Source organism: candidate division WOR-3 bacterium, from assembly GCA_016934535.1.
Taxonomy (GTDB): Bacteria; SDB-A; SDB-A; order SDB-A; family SDB-A; genus JAFGIG01.
On sequence record JAFGSQ010000007.1, the window covers coordinates 23,509 to 37,493 of the forward strand.

The window sequence follows — 13,985 nt, forward strand, 5'->3', positions numbered from 1 at the left end:
GAGGGGAAATCCCCTCCCTTTTTGTTCAGTTGATCTTGACCAGTCTAATACTTCTTGAATCTTTCGAAGTCGTCAGATTGACGATGTAAGACCCGCCAGGCAAAATGCTTCCTGTTTCGTCCCTGCCGTCAAAGCTGATCCTCTTAACTCCAGGCATCTGGTGGGAGTCGACAAGCGTTCTTACAAGCCTGCCGCTCATGTCGAAAACACTTATATTTGTGTGACTTTCGTAGGGTAGTTCGAAATTTATCAGCGAATTGTCACTGAAAACAGGGGATGAAGAATAAAATCCGAGAGAAGAAACTGATACATCATTTCCGATCTCTTCCTCAATTCCAGTCGAGAGATTGACAACTATCGCCCTCATGAAATAAGTCTCGTCCCATGAAGACCATCCGGCGTCGTAGTCCCACGCTCTGCCGTTGTCTGCGTAATCGTAACCGTAAACCGGCATATTGGTGCCGTCGTATATCATTCCGACGACGAAGTTAGTGTTTGACGAGTACTGGATGTTGGCAGATGAGATATTCCAGAGGTTCCACTGGTTGTCCACGCCGCCTGTAGCAGTCCAGGATCCGGCTTCTGAGCCGGGCTGGCTTCCTGTCCAGTTCCAGACTTTGAGGTTGAAGTTGTTGTTGCCGCTATTATTTGTTTGTAAATATATCTTTGCGTAAAGGAGTCTGTACGTTCCTCTTGTCGCGGGCATCGTCATCCTGTTGGCAGAACCGGCTCCCGCGCCGGACCAGTAATAACCGCTGGTCGGTGTCCCGTCGTCGTATATCAGTTCTGTCGTGTCTCCGCCCGGACCTCCTCCTCCCTGAAGGGCGGCTTGGGCGTTTATTCTTCCGGCGCCCATGTAGCCGCTGTTGTAGTAAGAACAACCAGTCATAGGGTCGCAGGAGTTGTAGAGCCTGTCTCTTATCTGGGTGTTGGTCTCGGATGGAAACTGGCATCTGACAAGAGTGGCGAGGCCTGCCGTAATCGGACACGCCATAGAAGTTCCGTCCATATATGTATACTGACTAAAAGGTACAGTAGAGTATATGTTTGTGCCTGGGGCGGAGATATCTACCCACGTTCCGTAGTTGGAAAAGCTCGCTTTTTGGTCATTCGAATTTGTTGCGGCGACAGCTATGACATTGGAGTAATATGCCGGATAAACGGGAGTGCTGACGTTGTCGTTCGCCGCCGCGGCGAATGCGATGACGTCGTAGTTATTGAAGGCGTCGTTGATGGCAGATTCTATTGAGGAGCTTGGAGAATACCCGCCCCAGCTCATAGACAGAGCGTCGGCGCCGTTCTGAGATGCGAAATAGATACCCTGCGTGAGAGCGGTCGTATAAAGCTGGGTTCTGACGCCTATCAAGCCTATGTTGAATCCTATCGAAGCGACTCCGGTTCCGTTGTTTCCTTTGGCGGCGGCGCAGCCCGAGCAGTGAGTCCCGTGGCTTTCGCTCGTGTTCGGCGGAGTGGGATCGCTGTCCATGTCTGCGTAATCGTATCCGGTCATATAGTTCGGAGACAGGTCTTCGTGACCCATTTCAACCGCGTCGTCTACTATGGCGACTATCTTGCCGTGACTGCCGGTCTGAATGTCCCACGCCGCGGAGGCGCTTATCTTAGGAAGAAACCACTGATATGTGTAGTAAGGATCGTTAGGAGTGAGGAAAGGCTCCCATCCGGTGCTGTGTTTGTTAGTAAAAGCTTCCATTCTATAGTTTGGTTCAGCGAATTCGACTTCGGCACAAGATCTGAATGCGTTTACTGACGACATCGCCATCTGGTCAGATGAACAGACGAAAACATAGATCATGTCGAGGCCGTAATCGATGTTTTTCGTGTTGTCATAATCCGGAATGAGCTGTCGGAATGATTGTACCTGATGCTCGGTGAAAACGGCGTCAAGAGAAGCGTAACCGCTTCTGAGGAACGTATTGTCCGATTCGAAAGAGACTGAATTTCTCAGATCAGTCCTGAATTTGACTATTACTTCGCCGTCCTTGTGGAGCATTTCAGCCGAAAGAACGGACGCAAAAAGAGCAATCGCAAGAAACACGCGCATCATTTTCACAAAAGCCTCCCTTTGTTCAGTCGCAGAAGTTAAACTGTTTTTTTTCAGCGACTTAATGTTATAATTTTACCTCAAAAATATCAAGGTGAAATAACGGAGGAATCATGTCTGAAAATACCAAGAAAATCGGGATTCTTACAGGAGGGGGAGATTGTCCGGGGCTGAACGCTGTCATAAGAGGGGTCGCCAAATCGGCAATGAACCTCCGAGGGATGAAAGTAATCGGTATAGAAGACGGATTTGAGGGCTTCGTAGAATCAAAAAAAATCGATCTGGACGAACAATCGGTTTCAGGGATTATAAACATCGGCGGCACGATTCTCGGTTCTTCAAACAAGGCCGACCCTTTCCGCTATCCTGTGACAATGCCTGACGGCAAGGTAAACGTGACCGACTCCTCCAAACAGGTACTGTTTAATTACCAAAAGTGGGAGCTCGACGCTGTTGTCGCCATAGGAGGCGACGGCACGATGAACATTGCAAAAAAACTCCAGGACGCGGGGATGAACATTGTCGGAGTGCCTAAAACAATAGACAACGACTTGCAGGGCACGGACGTAACTTTCGGATTTATGACGGCCGTAGACATAGCGACGGAAGCAATAGACAGGCTTCACACAACTGCTTCTTCGCACCACAGAGTCATGGTAATAGAGGTCATGGGCAGATACGCCGGCTGGATAGCTCTCGAGGCTGGACTCGCCGGCGGAGGAGACATCATTCTCATTCCCGAGATACCGTTTCAATGGGAAGCTGTTTTCGACAAGGTCAAAACGAGGAGCAGAAAAGGGAAAAGATTCAGTATTGTAGTAGTCGCTGAAGGCGCTCACGCCGAAAACGAAGAACTCGTCGTCAAGGGGCAGGACCCGACGAGAACGGACCCAAAAAGACTCGGAGGCGTGGGAAATTACGTAGCCGCAAAGATTACTGAAAACACAGGGCTTGAGACGAGAGTCACGGTTCTGGGACATCTTCAGAGGGGAGGATCTCCAAACGCTTTTGACAGAATCCTTTCTACCAGGTTCGGAACGGAGGCCTCCGATCTGATAGACAGAAACGAATACGGAAAAATGGTGGCGCTCAGGGGCCAGGATATAGTCGCTATCCCTTTGAAAGAAGCCATAAACGGACTGAAACTGGTTCCTCCCGGCGGCAAACTCGTCCATTGTGCCAAGTCCGTCGGAACTTGCCTCGGTATCACCGATTGACCCTTGACATAAGGAACCGATCGATTACTTTTCAGATAAAACGGAGGAAAAATGGAAAGGCTGACAAAAGAAACTTTTAAGGTTAAAGTTTTCGACTACGAAAAAGAAGGCGATGTCCTGTCAATTAATCCTTTGCCCTGCATAGTTGATTTCTACGCCGATTGGTGCGGACCGTGCAAAATTTTAAAACCTGTTCTTGAAGAAATAGCCCGTGAGTACGAAGGAAAAATAAGCATCTATTCAGTCGACACGGAAGAACAGCAGGAACTGGCCGCGGCTTTTGGAATACAGAGTATTCCTTCCCTTTTGTTCGTGCCCAGGGGCGAAAAACCTCAAATGGCGATGGGCGCCTTGCCCAAACCCGCTCTCGAGAAAGCGATAAAAGACGTTCTTAAAGTAAATGCCGTCTAAGCGCATTCTCGGAGTCGACCTTCACGGGACACTACTCGACGAAAACTGGGGGATAGACGCCTCTCTTACGGAAGAAATAACCGGCTTATTTCTTGAACTCGGCTCAAATTTCAGGATTTTCATTTGTTCGGGCAACGATCTCGGATTTGTAAAAGATCGCGTCCCTGGAAAAATTATTAACTGCCTGGAAGGACTCGTTCTTGAAACCGGTTGCGTTTTCAGCGACAAAACAACGGAAAAAGTATTGACCGAAGAAAATTACGCCAACAAGGTGAAAGGTCTCGAAAAAAAACTTAAAGAAATGAATCTCGGAAAAGTCAAATATTTTGCCAGGCGCCTTTCTTCAGTCAGTATATTCACGAAAAACGGGATTTCTGGAGAACCGCCCGAAAAAGTATTCGAAAGGGTTTTAGACTTTTTAACTTCAGATAAAAAAAATGATTTTTACGTCACACATTCGGACGTCGCCGTCGATATAGTTCCTTGCGGCCATAACAAATTAACCGGATTGAAAAAAATAGACTCTGGATCGGACGTTTTCGCTGTGGCTGATTCCTTCAACGATCTTTCACTGCTCGGTGGTGCCGATTATTCCTTCGCGCCATATAACGTCTCCAAAAAGGCGATTTCAGCCCTCAGAGGGAAAAAAGAAGTTGCCGAATTAGACAAAAGAAAGCCTCTTGAAAAAAATAAGCTATACGTCAGCAGGGAATCTTACGGGCGAGGGACGGCTGAAATTTTAGGATATATTCAGAATCATTTCAGGAATTCGTGAAGATCCGAACCGGTTATCCTTTTGAAGTAACAGTCGAGCGAATCGAAATACTTGCGTCCGGGAAGCATGAAAAAATGTTTTCCAACCGTGAATGCCCGGCGCGATTCGTCTTTAACAAGAAAATCGAAAGGATTCATTTCCTCGCCTGAAGAATCACAGACCAATCCTCCGGCTTCCGAATACGCCAGGGTTGCACAGGAAAGATCGAGCGCGTCTATGTTTTTCCCGGCGTAGAAAGAATAAGCTGGAAGAACGCCTGTTGCCGAACAGAAAATCTTGCTGTTCGCGGTTGTGTTGACAAGAAGAGCGAGAAAAGTTCCGGTGAAACTGCCCGGGTTTGCTATGTCCTGAGGAAGAAATTTCGCAAGTTTTCTTCCTGTTTCACCCATGACAGTGCTTATCCGTCCTCTGTCTGATTGTTTAAAAATGATGTCTGATAAAACCTCTATGCAGGCAGAACCGAAAAAAACTCCTTTGTCCGCTTCGGTAAAAATGGTGCAATCTTCTCCTAAAGCCGGATAGTGCATTACTCCCAGGAAAGGTTTTGTGCCTTTCAGAATGCAAAGTGAAAGAGCCCAGAATTTTGACATTCCCGACTGGTCTTTCGACCATTGAACGAAATTTTTTGTCCCGTCAATGGGATCTAAAAGAAGAGTGTAACCGGATTCGATTTTTCCGACACTCAAAAAACCGTAGAAAGGATTTTTTTCGTCAAAAGGCAGCTCTTCAGCCACGACGCCCATTTTAAACGGGTATTCGATTGAAATCTCCCTGAGAATGAAATCCTGCACCTTTGTGTCGACGTCGGTTAGGACTGCTTTCTCTTCGAAAAAAGATTTTTCGGCGTCTGTAGAGGGGTCAACGTTTTTAAGGCTGACAGAAAAGTTCTTACCCGTACTGAGGGCAAATTTTCCCGCCTTGCGAACTATTGAGATTATTTTTTCTGTTTCGAAAGCTTGCATTTTCCTTGTTATTTCCTATAATTGTAATTTAAACTGTATGTTCGGCAAGGGAAATTTTGTTTCTTTTAATCAGCCTATGAGCAAAAAAATAGTAAAAATAAAAGATGTCATTTGCGGAGGGAAGGATATCTTCCTAATTGCAGGTCCGTGCGTCATCGAAAACGAACTTACCGTCATGAAGACTGCACGTATACTCGTTCGAGCCTGTGAAAATTTAGGCGTGAAATTTATATACAAGTCCTCTTTTCTGAAAGACAACAGAAGCTCTCCGGAAAATTTTAGGGGACCGGGAATGGATAAAGGACTGAAGATTCTGGAAAAAGTTAAAAACGAATTTGATTTGCCGGTCACTTCTGACGTTCACTCGGAAGCCCAGGCTTATACTTCCTCGGAAACTCTTGACCTGTTGCAGATACCGGCGTATCTGTGCATGCAGACTTCATTGCTTGAAGCGGCCGCCAAAACCGGAAAACCCATCAACATAAAACACGGCCAGTTCGTGTCTCCGGAGAATATGAAATATCCTGTAGAAAAAGCCGAAAAAGCCGGTAACGGCTCTTTAATGTTGACTGAAAGAGGATATGTTTTCGGATACAACGACCTGATAGTAGATCCAAGAAGCTTCTACGAATTGAATAAAATCGGATACCCCGTGATTTTCGACGCAACTCACAGTGTCAGGCGCTACGGAATACCCAGCGCCCTACCCGAGGGCGGTAGAAAAGAATATCTGGCTACTCTGGCGAGAGCCGCCGTCGCTTCGGGAATTGACGGGTTGTTTCTCGAAGTTCACCCGTGCCCGGAAGACGCTCTTTGCGATTCTTCCAGCCAGCTCAGAGCTGATGAATTCGAAGAATTTATGAAACCACTTATAGAGATTCACAATTTGATAAAAGGCGGATTACATGAGAATATTCCTTGATTCCGTTGACTTCGGCGAAATTGAAGAGGCTTTTGAACTCGGTATCCTTAAAGGGCTTACGACAACACCGACTTTCATGCACAGGAAAGGCATTACCGACATCAACGGAGCGATAGTGAAGCTGTCCGGAATGGTTCCTGAACTGCACGTTGAAGCTTTGGGAGAAAATTGCGATCAGATTGTTTCCAAAGCTCACGAATTGTTGTCCCTTCCGCTCAAAAACAAACCGGTATTCAAGGTCCCGATTTCAAATCATTCTATCAAAGCCTGCACCAGACTTGTTTCTGAAGGGAATCTTGTAAACATCCACCTGGTCTACACCCTCAACCAGGGTTATCTGGCGATGGAAGCAGGAGCGTCATACGTGTGTCCTCTCGTAGGAAGGCTTCACGACCAGGGACACGACGCCATGCAGTTAGTGAGTGACTTGGTTGAGACGACCGATAAGTACGGATACGACACTCAGATTATGGTGTCTTCGGTCAGGCATTCCGAACATGTAAGACAGGCTCTTTTAGCCGGCGCGCACGCATGCACAATACCTTTTTCGGTTTTGATGAAACTGTGCGACAATTCTCTGACGTCGGAGGGCACTACAAAGTTTTTTGAACACACGAAACTGATGACGTTGAAGGTAAGGGATGTCGTCAGAAAATACAATCCCGTCTGCGCAAAAGACGAAACGTTGCTTGACGCCTTGATGAAAATGACTGAATCGAGACTGGGAGCCGTGTCCATAGTCAATGAAAAAGGAGCTCTAACGGGCGTGTTCACCGACGGCGATCTGAGAAGGCATTTCGGGGAAAAAGGGAAGACAATCGTAAATTGCAAAATGTCGGATTTTAAGTATTCTCAGCCGGCAACCATTTCAGCGGATGCGCTCTTGTGTGAGGCCGTCAATTTTTTTTCACGCCACGAATACGACAATCTGATAGTCGTCGAGAACGATTCCCCGGTGGGTATTCTCGACATTCAGGATCTGGTCAAACTCGGTCTCGTGGGCTGAAAAACAGTCATTACTGTCACTGATCGAAGTTATGCAAGTCCTGATAGAAATCTTCGTTCATAAAACTGTCTGTGACGGATAAAAAGAAGTCATTTTTGTATATGAGAGGAGATATGAACTCCGCCCACTTGGCAAAACCGCTTTGTGACAGGTGAAGGCCGTCGAACGAGAATTCAGCTTTAAGTCTTCCTGCCGAATCTTTGAATTCGGAGTTAAGGTCTATGTATCTGATGAAATATGAAAACGATTTTTCGTCTACAATGATCTGTAAAAGCGAATTCAGGGAATCCACGGAAAGATTGAGTCTTGTGTAATCGCCTGTTACCGGTAAAACACTCTGTACGTATAGCTCTACCATTGGAAGTGAGTCAAAGATCGCGTCAAGGAGAGCTGAATATCCTGCAGCAATGCCTGCGGCCGGACGGCTTCCTATATCGTTTATTCCTATCATGATGAAAATCGCCAGAGGATCGAGATCGAAACATGATTCCTTAAGCCTTTTAGTAACTCCTGCGCAGTCATGAATGCCTATTTGATCCCCGACTATGCCGCGGTTATATACCAAAACTCCCGGAAAAAATTTATCGACTGCGAAGCCCTGAGTGATTGAATTGCCTATAAAAACAATCCCGCCCGGAAAGGCGTTTTCGTTTTCAGTTCTGAAAAAAGTCAATCTTGACTGATAATTCTCGTAGAAAGCTTCGTTGAAATATTTTATGTTGTTTTCGTCTATGTATACTCCGGGTAGTTCAAAAACGGTCAGCAGAAAAAAAGTCAGAAAGAGAGCCATTTTTTGACTTCGGGGGCGAGAGAAGTGAATTTTTCCGTCAAATCTGTTATCTGCTTTTCGAATTTCACTGACGGATTGTTGTCGTTTCTGTATCTTTTAAAAGAAAGTTCGGAAGCCGCTTGAAAAAACCTGTCGAGTTTTTTGTTTTCTTTTCTCCCACCTTTTTTCAGGGCTCTCAATCTCGATGAAGACCTTTTTTGTGCGGATGCTATCACGGCGAGGTTCTCTTCGCTTATTAGTCCTGATAAAACTTCCGGTTTCAGATATTTCTCTATCCATTTGCTTTCCTTTCTCAGAACAAGTGTCAGTACTATAAGAAGCAGGATCACTCCCCCGAAATTGAAAAAGACGTCAAGAAGAAATGATAGGCAGTAAGTATGAGGGGCGAATATCATGCAGGTATTGTGAAGCCCATGCAGGAAAACCGCAAGAAACCAGGAGAGAGTGACAAGGGCGATCCCCTTGAGAACTTTTCTGGATAAAAGTGCTTTTCCGAAAGCAAAACCGATTATGGATGACCAGAAGGCGTGATTTGAACCGAAAATAAAGCTTCTGAAAAAAACGTTGGCGTAACCCGAGACGATCCCTTCGCTGAATGTGCCCATGAAATAAAAAACGTCTTCCGTGAAAGCGAAACCAAAACCTACCATGGCGCCGTATATGGCTCCATCGAGTTCGTTGTCAATGTGTTTTCGAAAAAAAAGAAAAAGAAAAACCATGAAAAAACCTTTCACGGTCTCTTCAACAAACGGGGCGCTTAATCCAACGGAAAAAAAGGACTGAGCAATCTCACCTTGGGCGGCATATGAAGCAGTATCTGATAAAGCCGATTCGAGTACAAGGGATATTACTACAGCGGGTATCAGTCCCCAGAAGAAAGCAAACACGAGAAGAGATGCCGGTTCCTTTTCGTATCTGTCGAGCCATAGAAGAAAAGATATGAAAACAACGGTTGAAAATATAATGCCGCCGATGCCGGCTGAAAAATTGAGAACTATTTGCGTAATTCTGCCCCTGAGTCCGGTAAAACCGACGGATACTTTTCAGATTTCATAAATTCATTATACAATATTTTACGCTGGATTCAATATGTTGTATTTCTTTCTCTTGTCATGTCATCGGAAAGTGTTAAAATCTAAAAAAGTGACGTCTGAAAATTCAAGTACCATGATTTGAGAGGAAAAGATTGACTGTTGGTAAAATGAAAAATGACTTTGGCTTCAGGACAAAGGCCATGTTTTTTGCCTTGCTGTTCCTTGCCGTCTCAGCCTCTTACATACCGTCCCTTTTCAATTCTTTATGCTACGACGACGTAGATTTAATTGAAAAAAATGCGCTGGTTCAAAACGGCGATTTCACAGGAATTTTCTTGAAAGACCTTTTTAACGTTACAAGAGGTGAGTCGCCATATTACAGACCGATAATACCGGCGATTTTTGCCGCCGAGACATTTTTGTGGAAGAAGAATTGGGCGTTTTTTCATTTAGACAATATCGTTTTCCATTTTATTGCGTCACTGCTTCTTTATAAACTTGTTCGAAAAATATTGTCGCAAAATCCGACGGGTAAGAGCAAGGGCGTTTTTTTTCAAATGAAAAAACCGAAAGACGCCAAAAGACTTTTTTTGTGGAGTCTGGCAGCCGGTTTTTTTTTCGCGCTTCACCCTGCCAACTCTCAAACCGTCTATTGGCTTTCGGCCAGAGGTGATCTTTTTGTCGCAATAGCTGTTTTGTCAGGATGTCTCGCTTTGAGCTGTGACAGAAAGCTGTCCTACGGCGTAATGCCACTTTCATTTTTTCTGGCTGTTTTCAGCAAGGAAACAGGTTTTTTGCTGCTGCCGATTGCCGCTGTTTTTTATCTGCTGTTCTTGCGCAAAGAAATTCCGCTGAAAAGAGCGCTTTTGCACATTGTTTTTATATTGCCTGTTTTAGCACTATACTTGACTCTGCGCCTGAAAGCCGTTTCTGTTTCACCTTTTGCGCAGGTGGACGAAAGTTTCTGGATGCCGAAAGACGGTTTATTTAAGCTTTATCTGACGTTGCCTTCGATTTGGGGATATTACGCGCTGAGAGCCGTGTTCCCCTATTTTCTGAATTTCGAAACCGGCATTCACCTGTTTCGTTCGTTTTTAAACCTGCAATTTCTTCTTGGGATTCTTTCAGTCGCAGTTTCAGCCCTATCGCTGTTCATTTTCAGAAAAAGCAGGATTTTTTTGTGGGCTTTTCTGGTCTGGTCCATAAGCCTTTTTCCCGTGCTCAATCTTATACCGGTGTTCGAATCCGGAATGGAGCATTACTTGTACATGCCTCTTGCGGGGGTGTCTGTTTTGTCACCTTTCGTTTTCATGAAAAACAGAATTTCGAAATTGGTTTTTATTGCAGTGCTGATGTCTTTCTGCACAGCTGTGTTTTTGAGGGGAAAAGTGTGGAAAGACAATTATTCGCTTTTCACGGATGCCGCCAGGAAAACAGGCGAAAACTGCAGACAGGGATGGATACGATCCAGAAGCAACCTGGGGACAGCCTGTCTCAACAGAGCGGTTGAGGGCGTGGAAACCGAAGAGAATCTGAGAAAAGCGGATTCGCTCTACAGTGAGGTGATAAAAAAACATCCCTATTACGGTGGTGCTTACATCGGAAGAGGAGACGTGTTTTTCGTATCGGAGGATTATGAAAAGGCCGGTGATCTTTATAAGGAAGCACTCGAAAAGTATCCTTCCAATTATTTCCTCATAAACAAACTCGGAATAACATACTCGTGCCTGAAGGATTATTCTCAGGCAAAATTGCTATTCATCAAAGCCGTTGGGATGAATCGGGATTTTACGGACGCCGCAGTCAATCTGGCAAAAATATATTTTATCGAAGGTGACATTGATAAGACCTCGGACCTAATAGGAGGCTTGAAAGAAACACCCGGAACCGTTCTCCTCATCAGAGCTTTGAGAATATCCATCGAAGCATGCCGGGGAAGAATTCAAACGACCGGATCTGCAGAAGAAATTATTACTGCGATAGAAATACTCGGAGAAGCCGGTCATTTCGTGGAAAAGAAACGGCTCGCTGAATCTCATTGCGCCTCATCTCCATCCGACTCCGACGCTCTTTACAATCTTTCTCTTATATATCTTTCTGATTTCGGAGACATGAAATCCGGATACACCGCCCTCACGGAAGGAGTTTCTAGATTTCCCGGAGATGTCAGATTTATGAGAGAGCTTGCCGTATATCACATTTTGACCGGAGACAGCATACAGGCGGCTTATTATTTCCGGAAGGTATTGGACCTTAATCCCTCCCATCCCGAGGCACCGAAAATGAGAGAATTTATTGAGAAAACTTCGAACCGTTAGAATGTCACTGATTTATTTTTTTAAAATCCTCAGGAAGCTGTCAGTAGACAAATTCTTTCTTTTGATCAAAACTTTGTCTGTTTCGCATCCTTTTGAACGGAAAATATTTTCAATGCGGAACACCTCTTCTTCACTGAAACTGTGACAAAATCTCATCGCGTCACTTTTTCCCCAATCCAGCAGAAAGTCCCTTGGCCGGCATTTGTCGGGAATCCGGTTTTTTTTCTGATCCGGGATTTTGTCGAAATTCCAGAGAGAGATCAGTGCTCCGGCTCCTTTTCCGAGCAAATCACAAATTCCTTCAGCTATTCTTTCTCTCTCTGTTGCATCAGGTATGTGATGAAAAAGTCCGACGGCAGCGACAAAAAAGCAAGAGCGGCCTATTGTACTCAGAATGTCCCCTGTTATTCGGGCGTTGACTAAATAAACTTCAGAATAGCTTTGGAAGCGAGCTCGCGCAATCTTGAGCATTTCGAGGCTTTGGTCAATCCCAAAGTACATAACGTCCTTGCGGCAAAATCTATTCATGAAAAATTTAATGAACCTGCCGTCACCGCAGCCGAGATCAAGAAGTCCGCTATAATCGTTGTCAAGAAAACCGTCCTTAAAAACAGAGTCCCAAGCAGAATCGTATCCGTTTCTGGATGAGGAAAATGAGAGAGCGTTCACGTCGTAAAATGTTCTGTTAATCAGACAATATTTGTCTTTTTGTCTAGATTTCATAAAAAACCCGATTCTGTGATAAGTTCACAGTCTGTGATAAACTCACAGAATGAAAACTGAAGAACAAATTAAAAAGCATCTTCTTTCGTCGATAGTCATTGCTCTGTGCTATAAAACTCCGGAATCCGACAAGGCATTAAGGAAAATACTACGCAAGTTTCCAAAAGACGGCAAGAAGTTATTCTCGAAAGCGGAAATATTGAACCATTACAGAAAAATGATCAGTGAAGGTTCTATGGAAAGAAACGGGACGGCGGAAGATTTTCTCGTCACTAAACCGACCAGAAGTGCTTCCGGGATTACCGCAGTGACAATAATGACAAAACCTTTTCCCTGCCCCGGCAGATGCGTATTTTGCCCTGACGAGAAAAATATGCCCAAAAGCTACCTTTCTAGCGAGCCCGGTTCGATGCGGGCGCTTGAGAACTCTTTCGATCCATACAGGCAAGTGACAAGCCGACTGACTGCGCTTAGCAACACCGGACACAGTACTGAAAAATCCGAGATAATTGTTCTGGGCGGATCTTTCAGCCACTACGATGAGGCTTACAGAATTGAATTTACAAAAGGCATCTATGCGGCTTTGAACGATTTCGAAACCGACGGCGGCTCATGCAGAAAAACCGGTGAAGACGATCGCGGACAGAGGAATGAGCTCTCGTCTCTTTTTAACGAACAAAAAAAGAATGAAAATGCAAAGGCAAGATGTGTCGGTCTGTCATTCGAGACAAGAGCCGACATGATAAACGAGAATGAGATCATATTTTTGAGAAGACTAGGCTGTACAAAAATTCAATTGGGCGTCCAGTCTCTCGACGAAGACGTCTTGAATATGAGCGATGTGGGCATGAAGACTGAAGACATCATGAGGGCTTTTATTCTTTTAAGGTCAGCCGGATTCAAGATTCAGGCTCACGTCATGGTTAATTTACCTGGTTCGGATCCTGCAAAAGACATGGAAACATATAGAAAGCTTTTCAGAGCCCCCCTGTGTCCCGACGAGGTAAAAATATATCCCGTGGCAGTCGTAAAAAAAAGCCCTCTGTACAAGAGATTTGAGTCCGGAGAATTTAGCTACTATCCCATCGATACGCTTATCGATCTTCTATCTTGCATGCTTAAAGAAACTCCCCGGTATTGCCGGGTGACTAGAATTGTAAGAGACATCCCTTTGAATTCTACCGCAGGTGACGCTCCTTCGAACAATCTCAGAGAAACAGTTGAAAAAGCCGTAAAAAAATCGGAAGGAAATGACATAAATATAAGGAACCGCGAAATAAAAGGAGATAGCCTGACAGGCGATTTAACTTATGTGCAGACGATCTATGATTGCGGACCATTTCAGGAAAGATTTATCGAGTGCATTGACGAAAGAGAAAAACTCGCGGGTTTTCTGAGGCTGTCAATCCCGTCGCAATATCTCCGGTCGAAATCTGAAGAATCTGTAAGGTTCCCAAAAGAGTTATCCGGTTCAGCCCTGGTAAGAGAACTGCATGTCTATGGAAAGCCTGCGGCTATAGGCGAGAAAAACCCTAAGAGAACTCAGCACCGCGGCATAGGGACAAAACTGCTTCAAATCGCGACTGAAGAGTCCTATTCAACCGGATGCAGGGTGCTTTCTGTAATTTCTTCGGTAGGAACTAGGAATTACTACAGAAAACTCGGTTTTATGGACGGAGAAATGTATCAGCATCGTTTTCTATGAACCGCCTTAATCGGCAATGACTTTTCTACGGAAGCGAAAGGTCTTTGCACAAAATCAATG

12 protein-coding genes are annotated in these 13,985 nt (G+C 45.0%); 7 read left to right on the forward strand and 5 right to left on the reverse strand.

Translation table 11 applies throughout. From position 1 onward, the window contains the following. Positions 1 to 25: 25 nt before the first annotated feature. Positions 26 to 2,071: a S8 family serine peptidase gene (locus JXL83_01170; protein MBN2362724.1), complete on the reverse strand. Its 2,046-nt coding sequence runs from the start codon at positions 2,069 to 2,071 to the stop codon at positions 26 to 28. A 104-nt stretch (positions 2,072 to 2,175) separates the two neighbouring features. Here JXL83_01170 and JXL83_01175 point away from each other — a divergent pair, with 104 nt between their 5' ends. From JXL83_01175 to JXL83_01185, 3 genes are read left to right on the forward strand one after another with little or no spacing between them, the layout of a single operon-like run. Continuing rightward, positions 2,176 to 3,279, forward strand: coding sequence for an ATP-dependent 6-phosphofructokinase (locus tag JXL83_01175; GenBank protein MBN2362725.1), 1,104 nt, complete (start codon positions 2,176 to 2,178; stop codon positions 3,277 to 3,279). 51 nt (positions 3,280 to 3,330) lie between these two features. Beyond that, a complete protein-coding gene (gene trxA / locus JXL83_01180; protein ID MBN2362726.1) occupies positions 3,331 to 3,690 on the forward strand; it encodes a thioredoxin in 360 nt (119 codons plus the stop codon). Continuing rightward, entirely contained in the window at positions 3,680 to 4,465 is a 786-nt protein-coding gene (locus JXL83_01185; protein MBN2362727.1) for an HAD hydrolase family protein, read from the forward strand. The genes trxA and JXL83_01185 overlap by 11 nt, the downstream gene beginning before the upstream one ends. On the opposite strand, the gene JXL83_01190 is transcribed toward JXL83_01185, so the two are convergent. Next, positions 4,447 to 5,427, reverse strand: coding sequence for a hypothetical protein (locus JXL83_01190; protein MBN2362728.1), 981 nt, complete (start codon positions 5,425 to 5,427; stop codon positions 4,447 to 4,449). The genes JXL83_01185 and JXL83_01190 overlap by 19 nt on opposite strands. 76 nt (positions 5,428 to 5,503) lie before the next feature. Between JXL83_01190 and kdsA the strand changes: the two genes are divergently transcribed. Next, positions 5,504 to 6,349: a 3-deoxy-8-phosphooctulonate synthase gene (gene kdsA / locus JXL83_01195; GenBank protein MBN2362729.1), complete on the forward strand. Its 846-nt coding sequence runs from the start codon at positions 5,504 to 5,506 to the stop codon at positions 6,347 to 6,349. Continuing rightward, positions 6,333 to 7,355: a CBS domain-containing protein gene (locus JXL83_01200; protein MBN2362730.1), complete on the forward strand. Its 1,023-nt coding sequence runs from the start codon at positions 6,333 to 6,335 to the stop codon at positions 7,353 to 7,355. Before kdsA ends, JXL83_01200 begins: the two co-directional genes overlap by 17 nt. A 16-nt stretch (positions 7,356 to 7,371) precedes the next feature. Here JXL83_01200 and JXL83_01205 read toward each other — a convergent pair whose 3' ends face one another. Further along, positions 7,372 to 8,145 carry a hypothetical protein gene (locus JXL83_01205; GenBank protein MBN2362731.1) on the reverse strand — a complete coding sequence of 258 codons (774 nt, stop codon included), beginning with the start codon at positions 8,143 to 8,145 and terminating at the stop codon, positions 7,372 to 7,374. After that, positions 8,130 to 9,032: a PrsW family intramembrane metalloprotease gene (locus JXL83_01210; protein MBN2362732.1), complete on the reverse strand. Its 903-nt coding sequence runs from the start codon at positions 9,030 to 9,032 to the stop codon at positions 8,130 to 8,132. Before JXL83_01210 ends, JXL83_01205 begins: the two co-directional genes overlap by 16 nt. 314 nt (positions 9,033 to 9,346) lie before the next feature. Between JXL83_01210 and JXL83_01215 the strand changes: the two genes are divergently transcribed. Next, the gene (locus JXL83_01215; GenBank protein ID MBN2362733.1) at positions 9,347 to 11,497 is read left to right on the forward strand and encodes a tetratricopeptide repeat protein; all 2,151 of its coding nucleotides are present in this window, start codon (positions 9,347 to 9,349) and stop codon (positions 11,495 to 11,497) included. Between the two features lie 12 nt (positions 11,498 to 11,509). Here the strand turns inward: JXL83_01215 and JXL83_01220 are convergent, their stop codons facing one another. Beyond that, positions 11,510 to 12,220, reverse strand: coding sequence for a class I SAM-dependent methyltransferase (locus tag JXL83_01220; protein MBN2362734.1), 711 nt, complete (start codon positions 12,218 to 12,220; stop codon positions 11,510 to 11,512). A 49-nt stretch (positions 12,221 to 12,269) separates the two neighbouring features. On the opposite strand from JXL83_01220, the gene JXL83_01225 reads away from it, so the two are divergent. Continuing rightward, on the forward strand, positions 12,270 to 13,925 hold the full coding sequence (locus JXL83_01225) for a tRNA uridine(34) 5-carboxymethylaminomethyl modification radical SAM/GNAT enzyme Elp3 (protein ID MBN2362735.1): 1,656 nt from the start codon (positions 12,270 to 12,272) through the stop codon (positions 13,923 to 13,925). The last annotated feature ends 60 nt before the right edge of the window (positions 13,926 to 13,985 follow it).

What these genes read in the sequence shown, in the direction of transcription:
- kdsA (MBN2362729.1), top strand. Translation starts at nt 5,504, where the DNA reads ATGAGCAAAAAAATAGTAAAAATAAAAGATGTCATTTGCGGAGGGAAG.
- JXL83_01225 (MBN2362735.1), top strand. Translation starts at nt 12,270, where the DNA reads ATGAAAACTGAAGAACAAATTAAAAAGCATCTTCTTTCGTCGATAGTC.
- JXL83_01215 (MBN2362733.1), top strand. Translation starts at nt 9,347, where the DNA reads ATGAAAAATGACTTTGGCTTCAGGACAAAGGCCATGTTTTTTGCCTTG.
- JXL83_01205 (MBN2362731.1), bottom strand. Translation starts at nt 8,145, where the DNA reads ATGGCTCTCTTTCTGACTTTTTTTCTGCTGACCGTTTTTGAACTACCC.
- JXL83_01200 (MBN2362730.1), top strand. Translation starts at nt 6,333, where the DNA reads ATGAGAATATTCCTTGATTCCGTTGACTTCGGCGAAATTGAAGAGGCT.
- trxA (MBN2362726.1), top strand. Translation starts at nt 3,331, where the DNA reads ATGGAAAGGCTGACAAAAGAAACTTTTAAGGTTAAAGTTTTCGACTAC.
- JXL83_01190 (MBN2362728.1), bottom strand. Translation starts at nt 5,427, where the DNA reads ATGCAAGCTTTCGAAACAGAAAAAATAATCTCAATAGTTCGCAAGGCG.
- JXL83_01185 (MBN2362727.1), top strand. Translation starts at nt 3,680, where the DNA reads ATGCCGTCTAAGCGCATTCTCGGAGTCGACCTTCACGGGACACTACTC.
- JXL83_01175 (MBN2362725.1), top strand. Translation starts at nt 2,176, where the DNA reads ATGTCTGAAAATACCAAGAAAATCGGGATTCTTACAGGAGGGGGAGAT.
- JXL83_01220 (MBN2362734.1), bottom strand. Translation starts at nt 12,220, where the DNA reads ATGAAATCTAGACAAAAAGACAAATATTGTCTGATTAACAGAACATTT.